We start from the raw sequence: 16,510 nt of genomic DNA on the forward strand, positions 1-16,510 counted from the left end.
CCCCGAGGCGAGTGGTTTACACCCGCGCAGGGGTCATCACTCCGACGAGTCCTGGATCAGACGGTCCAGAAACGCGGCCTGTGCGGGATTGATGCGCTCCCGCGCCTCGTCGAGGGTGAACCACTGGGCGCGATCGACCTCGGGGAACTCGGCCTGCCGCCCCGACCGCGGCGGCCACTCCATCGTGAAGGTGTTCGAGCGGATCGCCTCCGCGTCGAGGTCGCCCTCGAGCGCGTAGGCCTGCACGACCTTCCCGGACTTCTGCTTGACCGTCCCCAGGTCGGCGAGGTCGTGCGCGTCGGGCTTGGTGCCGGTCTCCTCCTCGAACTCGCGCACCGCGGCCTGGAGCGATTCCTCGGCCTGGTCGTGCTCGCCCTTCGGGATCGACCACGCGCCGAGGTCCTTCTTGGCCCAGAACGGGCCACCGGGATGCACGAGCAGCACCTCCAGCTCGGCGGTGCGACGGAACAGCAGGATGCCGGAGCTGCGCTTGGCCATTGGTCACAGTTTCGCGCGTCGGTTCCTAGCTCGACGCCGACGACATCGCCGACCTCTACGACGCCCACGCCCGCGCGCTCGTCACCTTCTTCGCGCGGCGCACGTTCGACGTCGCCGCCGCGACCGCGACCGCACGCTTCCAGGACGGGCGGGAGGTGACCCGGACGCTGTACTCGGAGTGACGTAAGGTCCAGGCGATGGGCTTGCAGGAGGAGCTGATCGCCGAGCTCGACTCGGACCGTGTCGTCACCGGCGCCGACGAGCTGCGCCGGCACGGCACCGACGAGGGCTGGCACTCCGCGGCCGCGCCGGACTTCGTCGTGTACCCGCGCGACAGCGAGGAGGCGGCGGCGGTCGTCCGCCTGTGCGCGAAGCACCGGACGCCGATCGTCCCGTTCGGCGCCGGCACGAGCCTCGAAGGCCACGTCGCCGCGCTCCGGGGCGGCGTCTCGATCGACACCGCGCTGATGAACCGCATCCTGCGCCTGAGCGTCGAGGACATGGACGTGACCGTGCAGGCAGGCGTCACCCGCCGCCAGCTCGACGAGAAGCTCCGGCCCGAAGGCGTGTTCTTCAGCGTCGACCCCGGCGCGGACGCGAGCATCGGCGGCATGGCGGCGACCGGCGCGTCCGGGACGACCAGCGTCCGCTACGGAACGATGCGCGAGAACGTCCTCAGCCTCACCGTCGTCACGGCCGACGGCGAGATCGTGAGAACCCGCTCGCGCGCCCGCAAGTCGAGTGCCGGCTACGACCTCACGCGACTGTTCATCGGCTCCGAGGGCACGCTCGGCCTGATCACCGAGGTCACGCTGCGCGTCCAGCCGACCCCCGAGGCGATGACCGCCGCGACGGCCGCCTTCCCGAGCCTCGACGCCGCCGTCGACACCGTGATCGAGGTGCTCGCCCACGCGATCCCGATCGCCCGCATGGAGATCGCCGACGACGTCCAGATCGACGCCGTCAACCAGCACTTCGGCCTCGACCTCGAGGTCGCCCCCACGCTCTTCCTCGAGTTCCACGGCACGCCGGCCGAGACGCGGGCGCAGGCCGAGGAGACGAAGGAGATCGCCGAGGCCCACGGCGTCCACGGCTTCGCGTTCGCGCAGGACGAGGCCGAGCGCCGCCGCCTCTGGCACGCCCGCCACGGCGCCTACGAGGCCGGCCGCGCGCTCCGCCCCGGCAGCCAGGGGTTCACCACCGACGCCTGCGTCCCGATCTCCAAGCTCGCCGAGACGATCGCCGAGACCAAACGCGACCTCGACGCCTCCGGCCTGATCGCCCCGATCGTCGGCCACGTCGGCGACGGCAACTTCCACCTCGCGATCCTCGTCGACCCGGACGACGGCGACGAACTCCAACGCGCCATCGACCTCAACGACCGCCTGGTGAGGCGCGCCATCGACGCTGAGGGAACCTGCACCGGCGAGCATGGCGTGGGCTACGGCAAGTCGGAGTTCCTGGAGCTCGAGCACGGGCCGGTCGCCGTGGCGATGATGCGCGCGATCAAGTCAGCATTGGATCCGGACGGTCTGTTCAATCCGGGGAAGGTCGCAGGCTAGATTCGAGAGTGATACAACTGCCACGAGGTCCGCACCGGGCTTCGCCGACCGAGGAGTGACGACGTGTGCCTGGCCATCCCCGGCCAGATCGTGGAAGTCGTCGACGAGTCCAATCAACTCGCCCGGGTCGACGTAGCCGGGGTCCGGCGGACCGTGAACATCGGCCTGTTCGATGACCTCGGGCCCGGGGACTGGGTGTTGATCCACGTCGGATTCGCGATCTCGGTGATCGACGAGGATGAGGCGCGGGCGACCCGCGAGCTGCTCGAGGCGATGGGTGCCGAGTACGAGCAGGAGCTCACCGAGCTCAGAGCGAGCGTGATCGAGTGAGCTGCGAGGACGGGCACTGCGTCACGTGCGGGGATGACGGGACGCCGATGACGGTCCTGAAGATCCGCGGCGATCAAGGGCTCTGCGAGGACGACGACGGCGCGCATCACACCGTCGAGCTCGCGCTCGTCGAGGCCGAGGCGGGTGATCAGGTCCTCGTTCACGCCGGCGTTGCGCTGGTGACCCTGTGAGGTTCGTCGACGAGTTCCGCGACGCCGAGCTCGGCCGGGCGCTGGCCACCGAGATCCTCGCGACCGTCGAGCCCGGCCGGCACTACAAGGTGATGGAGGTGTGCGGCGGGCACACGCACTCGATCTACAAGTACGGGGTCGACGATCTGCTGCCCGCCAACGTCGAACTCGTGCACGGGCCGGGCTGCCCGGTGTGCGTGATCCCGATGGGGCGCGTCGACGACGGGATCGCGCTCGCGAACGCGCCCGGCGTGATCTTCACCTGCTTCGGCGACATGATGCGCGTGCCCGGCTCGAACGGCACGCTGCTGGAGGCCAAGGCGGGCGGGGCGGACGTGCGCATGGTCTACTCGCCGCTGGACGCGCTGCGGATCGCCAAGGCCAACCCGGAGCGCGAGGTCGTGTTCTTCGCGATCGGCTTCGAGACCACGGCGCCCAGCACCGCGCTGACGCTCAAGCGGGCGAAGGCCGAGGGGATCAGGAACTTCAGCTGCATGTGCAGCCACGTGACGATCGTCCCGCCGCTGCGCGCGCTGCTGGACTCGCCGGACCTGCGGCTGGACGGCTTCATCGGCCCCGGCCACGTCTCCACCGTGGTCGGCGCGCGGCCGTTCGAGTTCATCCCCGCCGCGTACGGCAAGCCGGTCGTGATCGCGGGCTTCGAGCCGCTCGACATCCTCCAGGCCGTCCAGATGATCCTCGTGCAGCTGCGCGACGGCCGCTGCGAGGTCGAGAACCAGTACAAGCGGGTCGTCCCGTACGAGGGCAACGAGCGCGCCCTGCAGGTCATGGCCGAGGTGTTCGAGCTGCGCCCGCACTTCGAGTGGCGCGGGCTGGGCTTCATCTCACACTCGGGTCTGAAGCTGAGTGACGCGTATGCGGACTTCGACGCCGAGCTGCGCTTCGCCGTGCCGGGCATCCGCGTCGCCGACCCCAAGGCGTGTCAGTGCGGCGAGGTCCTCAAGGGCGTCATCAAGCCGTTCGAGTGCAAGGTGTTCGGCACCGCGTGCACGCCGGAGCGGCCGATCGGCACGTGCATGGTGAGCTCCGAAGGAGCCTGCGCGGCCTATTACAACTACGGACGGTTCGCGAGAGAACGCGAGGTCGTGTGACCACGCGCGAGGCACGGGTGCTCGAGATCATCGAGACGGCTCGGGCCAAGCGCGCGAAGTTCCGCGACGAGCGGATCACGATGGCCCACGGCGCGGGCGGGAAGGCGACGGCGCGACTGATCGAGGGCCTGCTCGCGCCCGCGTTCGGCATCGCGGCGCTCGACGACGCGGCGATCGTGGGCGAGCTGGCGATGACCACCGACGCCTACGTCGTCAAGCCGCTGCGCTTCCCCGGCGGCTCGATCGGCGAGCTCGCCGTCAACGGCACCGTCAACGACCTCGCCATGGCGGGCGCGAAGCCGCTCGCGCTCACGTTGAGCCTCATCCTCGAAGAGGGCCTGGACGCGGCGACGCTGCGCGCGGAGGTGGAGGCGATCGCCGGCGCGGCCGCGGCGGCGGACGTCGCGATCGTCGGCGGCGACACCAAGGTCGTCGAGCGCGGCCACGCCGACGGGATGTACATCACGACGAGCGGGATCGGCCGGCGAGACCCGCGCGCGGCGTTCGAGCCCGCCCGCCCCGGCGACCGGATCCTGCTCTCCGGCCCGATCGGCGCCCACGGCACCGCGATCATGCTCGCCCGCGGCGAGTTCGACCTCGAATCCGACGAGATCGCCTCGGACACGCAGCCGCTGTGGCCGCGGGTCGACGCCATCCTCGGGCCTGGCATCCGGCAGCTGCGCGACGCCACCCGCGGCGGCGTCGCGTCCGTCCTGAACGAGCTCGCCCGCGCGTCCGGCGTCGCGATGTTGATCGACGAGGCGCAGATCCCCGTCTCCCCCGCCGTCACCGGCGCCTGCGAGCTGCTCGGCATCGACCCGCTCTACGTCGCCAACGAAGGCGTCTTCGTGGCGATCGCGGACCGCCCGCTGCCCGGCTTCGCCGACATCGGCGAGGTCAAGACCGAGCCGCCGGGGATGGTGTTGGTCAAGACGAGCTTCGGCGGGCGGCGTGTCCTGGATGAGCTGGTCGGCGACCCGCTGCCGAGGATCTGCTGATGCATGAGCTCTCGATCGCCGACGCCATCGTCCGGATCGCGGAGGCGCATGCCGGCGGCCGGAAGATCGAGAGCGTCGAGGTCAAGATCGGGCACCTGCGCCAGGTCGTGCCGGACGCGCTGGAGTTCGCGTTCGAGCTGCTCGCGCCCGGCGTGGCGCTGAAGGTCGAAGAGGTCCCCGCGGCGGGCGTCTGCCGCGTGTGCGGGATGGAGAGCGAGCTGCCGGGGTTCCCGCTCGCCTGCGAGACGTGCGGGAGCCTGGACGTGGAGCTGGTCCGCGGGGAGGAGTTGCTCGTGGACGCGTTGACGATGGAAGGAGTGCCCAGTGGCCGGTGTTGAGGAGGTCGACATCCTCTGGATCTCGGAGGGGATGAGCTGCGACGGTGACTCCGTCTCGATCACGGCCGCTGGGCAGCCGTCGATCGAGGACGTCCTGCTGGGCGCGATCCCGGGCCTGCCGAAGGTCAACCTCCACAACAAGGTCCTGAGCCCGACGCTCGGGGGCGAGGAGTTCCTGACGCCGTTCCGCGCGGCCGCGCGCGGCGAGGCGACGCTCCCGTTCGTGCTCGTCATCGAGGGCTCGATCCCCAACGAGGAGATCAACGGCGAGGGCTACTGGACGTCGTTCGGCAACGACGAGGCGACGGGCGAGCCGCTGACGCTGAACTGGTGGATCGACCAACTCGCGCCGAAGGCCTGGGGCGTCGTCGCGATCGGCACCTGCGCGACCTACGGCGGCATCCACGCGATGGCCGGCAACCCGACGGGCGCGATGGGCCTGGCCGACTACCTCGGCTGGGACTTCCGCTCCGCGGGCGGTCTGCCGATCGTCAACGTCCCCGGTTGCCCGGTCCAGCCGGAGAACTTCATGGAGACGCTCGTCTGGCTGCTCTACGAGGCCGCGGGCCTGGCGCCGGTGATCCCGCTCGACGACCAGCTGCGCCCGCAGTGGATCTTCGGCGCCACCGTGCACGAGGGCTGTGACCGCGGCGGCTACTACGAGCAAGCCGACTTCGCGCACACCTACGACTCGCCCAAGTGCCTGGTCAAGCTCGGCTGCTGGGGCCCGGTCGTCAACTGCAACGTGCCCAAGCGCGGGTGGATGAACGGCCTTGGCGGCTGCCCGAACGTGGGCGGGATCTGCATCGGCTGCACGATGCCGGGCTTCCCCGACAAGTTCATGCCGTTCATGGATCCGCCGCCCGGCGGCGGCGTGTCCTCGAACGTGATCGGCGTCTACGGCAAGACCGTCCGGCGCCTGCGCTCGATCACCAACAAGACCGTCAACAAGGAGCCGAAGTGGCGGCACACGGGCTCTGACCTGACCACTGGCTACCAACCGCGCTGGGGGAAGTGACATGGCTGCCACCCGAGAGCCCGTCAAGCCCGAGGCCGGTCGCATCGTCGACATGGCGTGGGACCCGATCACGCGCATCGTCGGCAACCTCGGCATCTACACGAAGATCGACTTCGACCGCCGCGAGGTCGTCAGCTGCAAGGCGACCTCGTCGCTGTTCCGCGGCTACAGCGTGTTCATGAAGGGCAAGGACCCGCGCGACGCCCACTTCATCACCAGCCGCATCTGCGGCATCTGCGGCGACAACCACGCGGTCTGCTCCTGCTACGCGCAGCAGATGGCCTACGGCGTCAAGCCGCCGCCGCTGGCCGAGTGGATCGTCAACCTCGGCGAGGCCGCCGAGTACATCTTCGACCACATCATCTTCCAGGACAATCTGGTCTTCGTCGACTTCTGCGAGCAGATGGTGTCGGCGACCAACCCGGGCGTGTGGGCGAAGGCGCAGAACACCGCCGCCCCGGGTCGCGACCAGCACGGCTACGCGACGATCGCGGACATCATGACGTCGTTCAACCCGTTCACGGGCGCGACGTACCGCGAGGCGCTGCACATGAGCCGTATCGGGCGGGAGATGATCTGCCTGATGGAGGGGCGCCACGTGCACCCGTCCACGATCTACCCGGGCGGCGTCGGCACCGTCGCGACCCCGACGCTGCTGACCGACTACCAGAGCCGGCTGCTGCGTTGCCTGGACTTCATCAAGAAGGCCGTCGCGATGAACGACGACGTCTTCGACTTCTTCTATCAGGCGCTGCCGGGCTATGAAGAGGTGGGCCGGCGCCGCGTGCTGCTCAACTGCTGGGGCGCGTTCAACAACCCGGACTTCTGCACCTACGAGTACCGGACGATGGGCGACTGGGGCAACGAGATGTTCGTCACCCCGGGCATCGTCGTCGACGGCGAGTTGGTCACCACGAACCTCGTCGACATCAACCTCGGCATTCGGATCCTGCTCGGCTCGTCGTACTACCGCGACTGGGAGCCCGACGGCGAGGTGTTCGTGCCCAACGACCCGCTCGGCAACCCGGTCGACAGGCGCCACCCGTGGAATCAGACCACCACGCCGATGCCGCAGAAGCGCGACCTCGACGGCGGCAACTACTCGTGGGTGATGTCGCCGCGCTGGTTCCACGACGGCGACAACCTGGCGATGGACACCGGCGGCGGCGCGCTCGCGCGGCTGTGGGCGACGGCGCTCGCGAACAAGGTCCACATCCCGTTCGTGGATGCCACCGGGTCGAGCGTGAAGATCCACCTCCCCAAGACGCCCGACACCGCCGCCGTCGACCTCGAGTGGAAGATCCCGCAGTGGTCCAACGCGATCGAGCGCGACCGCGCGCGGATCTACTTCGTCGCCTACGCCGCCGGGTGCGCGTTCCACTTCCTCGACAAGGCGTTCGAGGAGGTCCGCGCGGGGCGGACGAAGACGTTCGAGCCCTTCGAGGTGCCGGACGAGTCGATCGGCTGCGGGTTCCACGAGGCGGTGCGCGGCGTGCTCAGCCACCACCTCGTCATCCGCGACGGCAAGATCGCCAACTACCACCCGTACCCGCCGACGCCGTGGAACGGCTCGCCCACCGACTCCTACGGCACGCCCGGCCCGTACGAGGACGCGTGCAACGGCATGCCGATCTTCGAGGAGGCCGACGAGGAGAGCTTCCGCGGCATCGACATCATGCGCGCGGTCCGCTCCTTCGATCCGTGCCTGCCGTGCGGGGTGCACATGTACCTCGGCAACGGCAAGACGATCACGCAGGTGCACTCGCCGATGTTCGGGGAGCACTCGTGATCGAACAAGTGGAAGCGTTGCTCGACGAGGTCGAGACGTTCCCCGAGCCGCAGCGCGAGGTCGCGACCGAGCTCGTGCGCGCGCTGCTGGAGATGTATGGCGAGGGCCTGGCGCGGATCGTCGCGGCGTGTGACGTGCCGGTCGACGACGAGCTCGTCGCGCATCTGCTGCTCCTGCACGGGCTCCATCCGGTGCCGGTGCGAGAGCGGGTGATCGGCGCGCTGGACGAGGTAAGGCCTTACCTCGCTTCGCACGGCGGGGGCGTGGAGCTGGTCGACGTCGCCGACGGCGTCGTGCGGCTGCGGCTCGAGGGCTCGTGCCACGGCTGTCCGTCCTCGGCGGCGACGTTGCGGGGCGCGGTCGAAGAGGCGATCGCGCGCGCCGCGCCGGACGTCGAACGGGTCGAGACCGAGGGGGTCGCGGAGCCCCTGCTGCAGATCGAGCTCGCATGTCCGCTCTGATGCGGCTCGCGCAGCGCTCGACGGCCGACGTCGAGCGCTGCGATCTGTGCGGGAACCCGATCGCGGCCGACCACCGGCATGTGCTCGAGCTGGCCACGCGCGACGTCAAGTGCGCGTGCCGGCCGTGCCGGCTGCTGTTCGAGCGGTCGGATCGGATGAAGCTCATCCCGGCCGACGTGCGGCGCGTCGAGACCGTCGATCTGGGCGTGCCGGTCGACATGGCGTTCGTGGTGCGGGTGGACGGGGTGCCGAAGGCGTTCTACCCGAGCCCGGTCGGGCCGACGGAGTCGTTGCTGGGAATCGATCTGGAGGTCGAGCTCGCCGATGACGTCGAGGCGCTGCTGGTGCGCGGGTCGGATGCGTGGATCGTGGGCGTCGACGTCTGCTTCGCGCTCGTCGGGCTCGTCCGCACGCATTGGCGCGGGCTCACCGGCGGCGCGGACGTCCGCCGCGAGCTGGACGCGTTCTTCGAACGGCTGGAGACGTGATCGAGCTCGGCTTCTCCGTCGACGGCGCCGCGCCGGTGGAGCACTCGGCGGTGCCGACGCTGCGGTTCGCGCTGGGCGTGCGTTGCGAGGAGCCGGTCCGCTCGGTGCTGCTCGACGTCCAGTTGCAGATCGCGGCCCGGCGGCGCGGGTACGACGCGGCGGCGCACGACCGGCTGTTCGAGCTCTTCGGCCCGGTCGACGCGTGGCCGACCACGTTGCGGACGCTGCTGTGGACGCGGACGACGCTCGTGGTCCCGGCGTTCGAGGGCGCGACCGTGGTCGACCTCGACGTGCCGTGCTCGTACGACCTCGAGGTGGCCGCGTCGCGCTATCTCGATGCGCTGGCCGACGGCGACGTGCCGCTCGAGTTCCTGTTCAGCGGCAGCGTGTTCTACGAGCAGGACGGCCGGCTGCAGACCGTGCGGCTGCCCTGGAGCAGCGAAGCCGCGTACGCGCTGCCGGTGCGGGTGTGGAAGGAGACGATGGAGCGTTACTTCCGGGGGACGGCGTGGGTGCGGCTCTCGAAGGAGAGCTTCGACCGGCTCTCGGCCTACAAGGCGCGCAACGCGTTCGCGACGTGGGATGACGCCCTGGAGGCGTTGGGCCTATGACCACCGAGCTGCGCAAGCTCGCCGACGCCGTCATGTACGAGGGCTACATGCTCTGGCCGTACACGCCGAGCGCGCTGAAGAACCAGCGGCGGTGGACGTTCGGCTGCGTGTTCCCGCCCGCGTGGACGGCGCGCCACCCCGATGACGCGTGCCTCATGCGCACGCAGGTGCAGCTCGAGAGCGACCCGGCCGCGGTGACGGTGACCGTGCGGTTCCTGCGCGAGGGCGTCGAGCGGTCCGTCGGGCCGGGCGCGTTCGAGCTCGGCGCCGTCGACGTGGCCGTGGACGGCGCGCGGCTCACGGTCACGGTGCGCAACACGTCGGGCTGGGACGGCGAGGACCGCGAGGAGGCGCTGCGCCATGCGCTGTGCTCGACGCACACGCTGCTCGAAGGCGGGCGGTTCGTCTCCGCGACCGAGGCCGACGGCTGCGAGAACGTGGGTACGTGGCCGGTGCTCGTCGGCGATGACGCGATGCTCTCGTCGCCGATCATCCTCGAAGATCACCCGCGGATCGCGCCCGAGTCGCCCGGCGACCTCTTCGACGGCGGGGAGATCGACGGGCTGCTGGCGCTGAACATCCTCGCGCTGACCGATTCCGAGAAGGCCGAGATGCGCCTGGACCCGCGCACGCGGGAGATCCTCGAGCGCACGGAGAACCTGACCGAGGAGCAGCTGTGGACGCTGTCGGGATACCGGTTGGAACGCGAGTGAAGCTGCGTCCGCGCGCGGGCGGCGACGTGTTCGACCTCGCCCTGGCCGGGAAGACCGCCGTCGTCGACACGGTCGAGACCGACATGGAGGGCCGCGTCTTCGTCGGCGTGCTCGTCGACGACGACCCGGGGCGCGACCTCGGCGAGCGCGGGCATCGCTTCTTCTTCTCGCCGGAGGAGGTCGCGCCGCTGCGCGTGCTGGTCGCCGGGATCGGCAACGTCTTCCTGGGCGACGACGGCTTCGGCTGCGCGCTGGCGGCGCGGGCCGCGTTCGAGGGGGTCGACGTCGCCGACTTCGGCATCCGCGGCATGGACCTCGCGTACGCGCTCGCGGACTACGACGTCGTCGTGTTCCTCGACGCGATGCCGCGCGGAGGCGCACCCGGCACGCTCTACGTGATCGAGCCGGACGTGGACCAGGTCCCGGCCGGGTTCGACGCGCACGGGATGGACCCGGTGCAGGTCCTGGCGCTGGCGCGGACGCTCGGCTCGGCGCTCCCCCGCACGCTGGTGCTCGGCTGCGAGCCCGAGGCGATCGAGGAGTTCACCGGGCTCAGCGCGCCGGTCGAGGCGGCGCTGGACGGGGCCTTGAAGCTGCTCGACGAAGTCCTGCGAAAGGAGCTGTCATGAAGAGCGCGATCATCGTGATCGGGGGCGTGGCCGCCGCGGTCGGCGCGGTGTTCACGGTGCTGCCCGAGATCCGGCGCTACCTGAAGATCCGGTCGATGTGAGATGCACCGCGTCCGGGTGAGGATCGTCGAGGACGCGCTCGACGCCAACAACACGATCGCGAAGGCCAACCGCGAGGACTTCGACCGCGCGGGCGTCGCTGTCGCGAACCTGATGGGCGCGCCCGGCGCGGGCAAGACGGCGCTGCTCGAGTACGTGCTCTCCGACCTCGGCGGCGTGCGCGCCGGCGTGCTCGAGGGTGACGTGCAGGGGTCGCTGGACGCCGACCGATTGGCGTCGCTGCACGTGCCGGTGACGCAGGTGCAGACGTCGCAGGGCTTCGGCGGCGAGTGTCACCTGGACGCGAACATGGTCCGCTCGGCGATCCCGTCGATCCCCCTGGAGGAGATCGACCTGCTGGTGATCGAGAACGTCGGCAACCTCGTCTGCCCGGCGGAGTTCCGCGTGGGTGAGGACGCGCGGGTGATGGTCGCCTCCGTGACCGAGGGCGAGGACAAGCCGCTCAAGTACCCGCTGATGTTCCGCGCGTGCGAGCTCGTCGTGCTCAACAAGGCCGATCTGCTCCCGTACGTCGACTTCGACCTCGACAAGTGGTCGCAGCGGCTGCAGACGGTGCATCCGGGCGTGCACACGCTGCTGGTGAGCGCGCGCACCGGCGAGGGCGTGGACGCGTTCCGCGACTGGCTCGCCGCGCTGCCGGAGCGGCGCCTGGTCGAGGCGTGACGGAGCCTGGCCAGCGCCGCCGCGGCACGAACGGTTGGGTTTCAGGCATTCCGAAGGTGCCGAGGTGAATGACGTCGCGTTCTTCAGCGCCGAGTCGGCGCGGTTGGCGGCGCTGTGCGACGAGATGGCGGTGCGGTTCCTGCGCGGCGGGCGGCTGCTCGCGGTGGGTGAGGAGTCCGACGCGCGGCACGTCGCGGTCGAGTTCGTCCACCCGGTGATCGTGGGCAAGCGGGCGCTGCCGGCGCTCGCGCTGCCGACGGCCGAGGCGCTGGCGCTCGAGCGCGAGGAGGACGACATCGTGGTCGTGTTCGATGCGGGCGGGGTGCGCGTGCTGGACGAGTCGTTCTCCCCGCCCACGGACGACCCGTTCATCCGCCAGGAGCTGGTCGAGACGCTCTACCACGTGCTCTGGGAGCTCGTGCACGTGTTCCTCGAGCACCGCGACCGCTCGCGGGTGGGCGCGGGGGCGGCTTCGTTCCTCTATCCGTTCCTCGAGGGTGACGGCGTCGCCGACCTCGACGCGGTGCGGGAGGACGTGCGGCGCTCGATCGAGGCGAAGGCGGCCGAGATCGGGGCGCTGCGCGAGGAGGTGCTGCGCGAGAACGAGTCGGTGTTGCGCGACGCCGCGGCGGCGCTGGGGCCGCGGGTGCTCGCATTGGGCAACGGCGGGTCGGCCACGGACGCGATGGACGTCGTCGCCGACCTGCGGGCGCGTGGGCGGCGCGCGCTCGACCTGACCGACGACCCGGCGGTGCTGACCGCGATCGCGAACGACATCGGCGTCGAGGCGATCTTCGCCCGCCAGGTGATCGCGCACGGCCGCGCCGGCGACACGCTGCTGACGTTCTCGACCTCGGGGTCGTCGGCGAACGTGATCGCGGCCTTGGGGGAGGCGCGGCGGCGCGGGCTGTCGACGATCGCGATGGTCGGCTACGACGGCGGGCGGATCGCGGCGGAGTCGCTCGCGGACTTCGTCGTCGTGGTGCGCTCGGAGCACATCCCGCGCATCCAGGAGGCGCAGGCGAGCGCGTACCACCGGCTCGTGGAGCTGGCTTGAGGGTCCGCGCGCGGGTGTCGGGCGTCGTTCAGGGCGTCGGCTACCGGCCGTTCGTGTACGGGCTGGCGGCCGAGCTCGGGCTGTCCGGGTTCGTGTTCAACGACGCCGAGGGCGTGCTCGTCGAGGTCGAGGGTTCCGCGGTCGAGGAGTTCGTCGCGCGGCTGCGGGTGGAGGCGCCGCCGCTGGCTCGCGTAGAGGACGTCTCGTGCGTCGCGATGCCGGACGAGGGCTCGCTGTCGTTCGAGATCCGCTCGAGTCCGCGCGGCGGCGCGCCGGACGCGCCGATCTCCCCCGACGTCGCGACGTGCGACGCCTGCCTGGCGGAGCTGTTCGACCCCGCGAATCGCCGCTACCGCTACCCGTTCATCAACTGCACCGACTGCGGCCCGCGCTTCACGATCGTCACCGGCGTCCCGTACGACCGCGCGTACACGACGATGGCGGGCTTCGTCATGTGCGCGGACTGCCAGGCCGAGTACGACGACCCGCTCGACCGCCGCTTCCACGCCCAACCCAACGCCTGCCCGGTCTGCGGCCCGCAGGTGACGGGCTACGACGAGGCGGTACGGGTGCTGCTCGACGGCGGCATCGTCGCGGTGAAGGGCATCGGCGGCTTCCACCTGGCCTGCCGCGCCGACGACGAGCCCGCGGTCGCCCGCCTGCGCGCCTCGAAGCACCGCGAGGAGCGCCCATTCGCCCTCATGTCCCTCGACCCCCTCACCCTCGTCGTTTCTAAAGCCGGCCTGCTCCCGTTTACGAAGCGGGAGCGGCCGATCGTCGTCGCAGAGCGAAATCCCGGTGCGTGCTCTGCTCCTTCGGTCGCGCCGCGGACGTCCGAGTTGGGCGTGATGCTGCCGTACTCGCCGCTGCACCATCTGCTGCTCGCGGACGTCGGCGTGCCGCTCGTGATGACCAGCGGGAACGTGTCAGACGAGCCGATCGCGTACGAGAACGAGGACGCGCTCGAGCGGCTGAAGGGGATCGCCGACGTGTTCCTATTGCATGACCGGGCGATCCACACCCGCATGGACGACAGCGTCGTGCGGCGCGGGCGGATCGTGCGGCGGGCGCGTGGGTACGTGCCGGCGACGCTGCCGGTCGACGTCGCGCCGCCGCTGCTCGCGGTGGGTGCGGAGCTCAAGTCGACGTTCGCGCTCGCCCGCGACGGGCGCGCGTGGGTCGGGCATCACATCGGCGACCTGCGAACGTACGAGACGCTGCGCTCCTTCACCGACGGGATCGCGCACTTCGAGCGCCTGTTCGCGGTCACGCCCGAACTGGTCGCGCACGACCTGCACCCCGAGTACCTGTCGAGCAAGTTCGCGGAAGAGCTCGGGCTGCCGCTCGAGGGCGTCCAGCACCACCACGCCCACCTCGCCGCGGTGCTCGCCGAGCACGGGGTCGAGCGCGGCGCCGGAGCGATCTACGACGGCACCGGCCATGGCACCGACGGGACGGTCTGGGGCGGCGAGCTCCTGCGTGGCGATCTGCTCGGCTTCGAGCGGATCGGCGCACTCTGGCCCGTGCGAATGCCCGGCGGCGAGGCCGCGATCCGCGAGCCCTGGCGGATGGCGTGCGCCTGGCTGCTGGAGATCGGCGCCGACATCCCTCCGGAATGGGAGCGCGTCGCGCAGCTCGCCCGCACGGGCCTCGCCTCGCCGGTGACGACGAGCATGGGCCGCCTGTTCGACGCCGTCGCCGCCCTCTGCGGCATCCGCGACACCGTCACCTACGAGGGCCAGGCGGCGATCGAGCTCGAGGCGGTGGCCGCCCACGACGAACGCGGCGCCTACCCGCTTGCATACGACTTGCATACCGGGGTCAGGCTCCGGTATGCAAGCGGTATGCAAGGCGTGCTCGATGCGCGGGAGACCGTCGCGGCGGTCGTCGAGGACGTCGCCCGCGGGGTCGATGTGGCGCGCGTGTCCGCCCGCTTCCACAACGCCGTCGCGCGGGCGACCGCGGACGCTCTCGAAGACGAGCCCGTCGTCGTCCTGGCCGGCGGCGTGTTCCAGAACGCGCTCCTGCTCGACCGCACGCTCGAGCTCCTCCCCCACGCGCTCACGCCGATCCAGCTCCCGGTCAACGACGGCGCTATCGCGTACGGCCAGGCGGCGATCGCGGCACGACGAGCCCTGTCTCGTACGCCGTGATCACGGCCTGGGTGCGGTCGCGCAGCCCGAGCTTCATCAGCACGCGGCTGACGTGGGTCTTGACGGTCTCCTCGCTCACCACGAGGCGCGCCGCGATCTCCGCGTTGGTCAGGCCCTCGGCGAGCTCGCGCAGGACGTCGACCTCGCGCGGCGTCAGCTCCTCGAGCGTCCGGGGGCGCGGGCGCCGGCGGGCGAACTCGCCGATCAGCCGCCGCGTGACGGATGGGGCGAGAAGCGCGTCGCCGCCCGCCACCACCCGCACCGCGTCGAAGAGCTGCTCCGCCCGCACGTCCTTCAGAAGGAACCCGCTCGCGCCCGCGATCAGCGACTCGTAGACGTACTCGTCGAGGTCGAACGTCGTGAGCACGATCACCCTCGCCTCGCCCGAGACCAGACGGGTCGCCTCGATCCCGTCCATCACCGGCATGCGCACGTCCATCAGCACGACGTCGGGCCGCTGCGCGCGACACGCCTCGACCGCGGCGTGCCCGTCGGCCGCGGTGGCGACGACGGTGATGTCCTCCTGGGTCTCCAGCAGCGCGCCGAACCCGGCGCGGACGATCTGCTGGTCGTCGGCCACGACGACGCGGATCACGTGGGGAGCCTCGCCTCGACCCGGAACCCGCCGCCGACCGCGCCGCCGGTGACAAGCTCGCCGCCCACCAGCGCCACCCGCTCGTGCATGCCGCGCAGCCCCTGCCCGCCGGAGCCGAGCTCGTTCGGCCCCGGCCCCTCGTCGCGCACGCTCAGCCACAGGTCGTCCGGCCCGTAGCGCAACGAGACCTCGACCGGCGCGCCCGGCGCATGCCGCCGCGCGTTGGTGAGCGCCTCCTGGACGATCCGGTACGCGGTCAGCTCGACGGTCGGTGCCAGCGGCGCGGGATCGCCTTCGAGGACGAGCCGCACCGGCGTGCCCGACCCGCGTGCGGTCTCAAGCAGCTCGCCGAGGCGGTCGAGCCCCGGCTGCGGCGCGAGGTCTGAGCCGCCCTCCTCCGTGCGCAGCACGCCGAGCACCCGCCGCATCTCGGTCATCGCGTCGCGGGCGGTCTCACCGATCGCCTCCAGCCGCGCGCTGCCCTCCACCGGCATGCCGGGTGTCGTCAGCCGCGCGGTGTCGGCCTGGATCGCGATCGTGGAGACGTGGTGGGCGACGACGTCGTGCAGCTCGCGCGCGATCCGCGCCCGCTCCTCCAGCGCCGCCCGCGACGCGCGCACCTCGCTCACCTGGCCGCCCAGCCGCCGCGAGTTCCCCACGCCCAGCGCCCCGATCCCCGCCGCGAGCAGCAACAGGTTCGACAACACGACCTCGCCGCTGGACAGCGTCAAGAAGACGACGAGCACGCCGAGCACCACCGTCACCCACCCGCGGGCGCGTTCGGCCAGCAGGTAGAGCACCCAGGTCTGCGCGATGATCACCGCCGCGGTCTCGGGCGTCGGCGGGCCGCTCGAGACCAGGACGAGCGTCGAGAAGCTCGTCACCGCCGCAACCGTCTTCAGGTGCGTGCGCCGGAACGCGAGCGCCAGCGTCGCGGTCAAGGTCAGCAGGAACGTCGTGAACAGGTCCGGGAAGCCGGTGCGCGTGTAGACGTAGGCCTCGACCAGCCCGAGCAGGCCGAGCGCGAGCGCCGAGACGATCGGCCAGTCGGGCCGGGCCGCCAGTCGCTTCCAGCGCTCCACGCTCTCGATTGTGACCGTGCGGCGCCGCCACGACATCCCTCTCACGGGGGATGTCGAAGACCGCTCTGCCGCGCGACGACACGCCGCGCCCGTGCACGTACC

General features: G+C 71.0%; 20 protein-coding genes. 17 read left to right on the plus strand and 3 right to left on the minus strand.

All coding sequences use genetic code 11. The features are described from left to right. Nucleotides 1-36: 36 nt before the first annotated feature. Nucleotides 37-498 carry an NUDIX hydrolase gene (locus G569_RS0100945; protein ID WP_028062020.1) on the minus strand — a complete coding sequence of 154 codons (462 nt, stop codon included), beginning with the start codon at nt 496-498 and terminating at the stop codon, nt 37-39. 197 nt (nt 499-695) lie between these two features. Between G569_RS0100945 and G569_RS0100950 the strand changes: the two genes are divergently transcribed. From G569_RS0100950 to hypF, 17 genes are all read left to right on the plus strand, one after another. After that, entirely contained in the window at nt 696-2,060 is a 1,365-nt protein-coding gene (locus G569_RS0100950; protein WP_028062021.1) for an FAD-binding oxidoreductase, read from the plus strand. 63 nt (nt 2,061-2,123) lie between these two features. Continuing rightward, a complete protein-coding gene (locus G569_RS0100955; RefSeq protein ID WP_028062022.1) occupies nt 2,124-2,390 on the plus strand; it encodes a HypC/HybG/HupF family hydrogenase formation chaperone in 267 nt (88 codons plus the stop codon). Beyond that, on the plus strand, nt 2,387-2,581 hold the full coding sequence (locus G569_RS0100960) for a HypC/HybG/HupF family hydrogenase formation chaperone (RefSeq protein ID WP_028062023.1): 195 nt from the start codon (nt 2,387-2,389) through the stop codon (nt 2,579-2,581). The genes G569_RS0100955 and G569_RS0100960 overlap by 4 nt, the downstream gene beginning before the upstream one ends. Continuing rightward, nucleotides 2,578-3,693: a hydrogenase formation protein HypD gene (gene hypD, locus G569_RS0100965; RefSeq protein ID WP_028062024.1), complete on the plus strand. Its 1,116-nt coding sequence runs from the start codon at nt 2,578-2,580 to the stop codon at nt 3,691-3,693. Before G569_RS0100960 ends, hypD begins: the two co-directional genes overlap by 4 nt. Beyond that, nucleotides 3,690-4,691: a hydrogenase expression/formation protein HypE gene (gene hypE, locus G569_RS0100970; protein ID WP_028062025.1), complete on the plus strand. Its 1,002-nt coding sequence runs from the start codon at nt 3,690-3,692 to the stop codon at nt 4,689-4,691. Before hypD ends, hypE begins: the two co-directional genes overlap by 4 nt. Next, nucleotides 4,691-5,029, plus strand: coding sequence for a hydrogenase maturation nickel metallochaperone HypA/HybF (locus tag G569_RS0100975; protein WP_028062026.1), 339 nt, complete (start codon nt 4,691-4,693; stop codon nt 5,027-5,029). Before hypE ends, G569_RS0100975 begins: the two co-directional genes overlap by 1 nt. A 31-nt stretch (nt 5,030-5,060) precedes the next feature. Then, nucleotides 5,061-6,047 carry an NADH-quinone oxidoreductase subunit B family protein gene (locus G569_RS44550; protein WP_084284147.1) on the plus strand — a complete coding sequence of 329 codons (987 nt, stop codon included), beginning with the start codon at nt 5,061-5,063 and terminating at the stop codon, nt 6,045-6,047. 1 nt (nt 6,048) lies between these two features. Beyond that, entirely contained in the window at nt 6,049-7,836 is a 1,788-nt protein-coding gene (locus G569_RS0100985) for a nickel-dependent hydrogenase large subunit (RefSeq protein ID WP_028062027.1), read from the plus strand. Continuing rightward, nucleotides 7,833-8,297: a NifU family protein gene (locus tag G569_RS65120; protein WP_053225659.1), complete on the plus strand. Its 465-nt coding sequence runs from the start codon at nt 7,833-7,835 to the stop codon at nt 8,295-8,297. The genes G569_RS0100985 and G569_RS65120 overlap by 4 nt, the downstream gene beginning before the upstream one ends. Beyond that, nucleotides 8,285-8,785: a DUF5947 family protein gene (locus tag G569_RS0100995; RefSeq protein WP_028062028.1), complete on the plus strand. Its 501-nt coding sequence runs from the start codon at nt 8,285-8,287 to the stop codon at nt 8,783-8,785. The genes G569_RS65120 and G569_RS0100995 overlap by 13 nt, the downstream gene beginning before the upstream one ends. Beyond that, the gene (locus tag G569_RS0101000) at nt 8,782-9,396 is read left to right on the plus strand and encodes a DUF6084 family protein (protein WP_028062029.1); all 615 of its coding nucleotides are present in this window, start codon (nt 8,782-8,784) and stop codon (nt 9,394-9,396) included. Before G569_RS0100995 ends, G569_RS0101000 begins: the two co-directional genes overlap by 4 nt. Further along, nucleotides 9,393-10,109: a hypothetical protein gene (locus tag G569_RS0101005; RefSeq protein ID WP_028062030.1), complete on the plus strand. Its 717-nt coding sequence runs from the start codon at nt 9,393-9,395 to the stop codon at nt 10,107-10,109. The genes G569_RS0101000 and G569_RS0101005 overlap by 4 nt, the downstream gene beginning before the upstream one ends. Then, entirely contained in the window at nt 10,106-10,738 is a 633-nt protein-coding gene (locus G569_RS44560) for a hydrogenase maturation protease (protein ID WP_211232876.1), read from the plus strand. The genes G569_RS0101005 and G569_RS44560 overlap by 4 nt, the downstream gene beginning before the upstream one ends. Then, nucleotides 10,735-10,839 (plus strand): DUF6893 family small protein, encoded by a 105-nt coding sequence (locus G569_RS66275; protein ID WP_371683441.1) that lies wholly within the window; start codon nt 10,735-10,737, stop codon nt 10,837-10,839. Before G569_RS44560 ends, G569_RS66275 begins: the two co-directional genes overlap by 4 nt. Before the next feature lies 1 nt (nt 10,840). Then, on the plus strand, nt 10,841-11,521 hold the full coding sequence (hypB, locus tag G569_RS0101020) for a hydrogenase nickel incorporation protein HypB (protein ID WP_028062031.1): 681 nt from the start codon (nt 10,841-10,843) through the stop codon (nt 11,519-11,521). Between the two features lie 64 nt (nt 11,522-11,585). Next, on the plus strand, nt 11,586-12,578 hold the full coding sequence (locus tag G569_RS0101025; RefSeq protein WP_053225660.1) for a D-sedoheptulose-7-phosphate isomerase: 993 nt from the start codon (nt 11,586-11,588) through the stop codon (nt 12,576-12,578). Nucleotides 12,579-12,592: 14 nt separating this feature from the next. Next, nucleotides 12,593-14,731, plus strand: coding sequence for a carbamoyltransferase HypF (gene hypF / locus G569_RS0101030; protein ID WP_245602331.1), 2,139 nt, complete (start codon nt 12,593-12,595; stop codon nt 14,729-14,731). Here hypF and G569_RS0101035 read toward each other — a convergent pair. Both G569_RS0101035 and G569_RS0101040 read right to left on the minus strand, forming a co-directional pair. Beyond that, entirely contained in the window at nt 14,673-15,326 is a 654-nt protein-coding gene (locus tag G569_RS0101035; protein ID WP_028062034.1) for a response regulator, read from the minus strand. The two genes, hypF and G569_RS0101035, sit on opposite strands and share 59 nt — an antisense overlap. After that, complete coding sequence (locus G569_RS0101040) at nt 15,323-16,408, minus strand: sensor histidine kinase (RefSeq protein WP_211232877.1); 1,086 nt, start codon at nt 16,406-16,408, stop codon at nt 15,323-15,325. Before G569_RS0101040 ends, G569_RS0101035 begins: the two co-directional genes overlap by 4 nt. Between the last annotated feature and the right edge of the window lie 102 nt (nt 16,409-16,510).

It is taken from the genome of Solirubrobacter soli DSM 22325 (assembly GCF_000423665.1).
GTDB lineage: Bacteria > Actinomycetota > Thermoleophilia > Solirubrobacterales > Solirubrobacteraceae > Solirubrobacter > Solirubrobacter soli.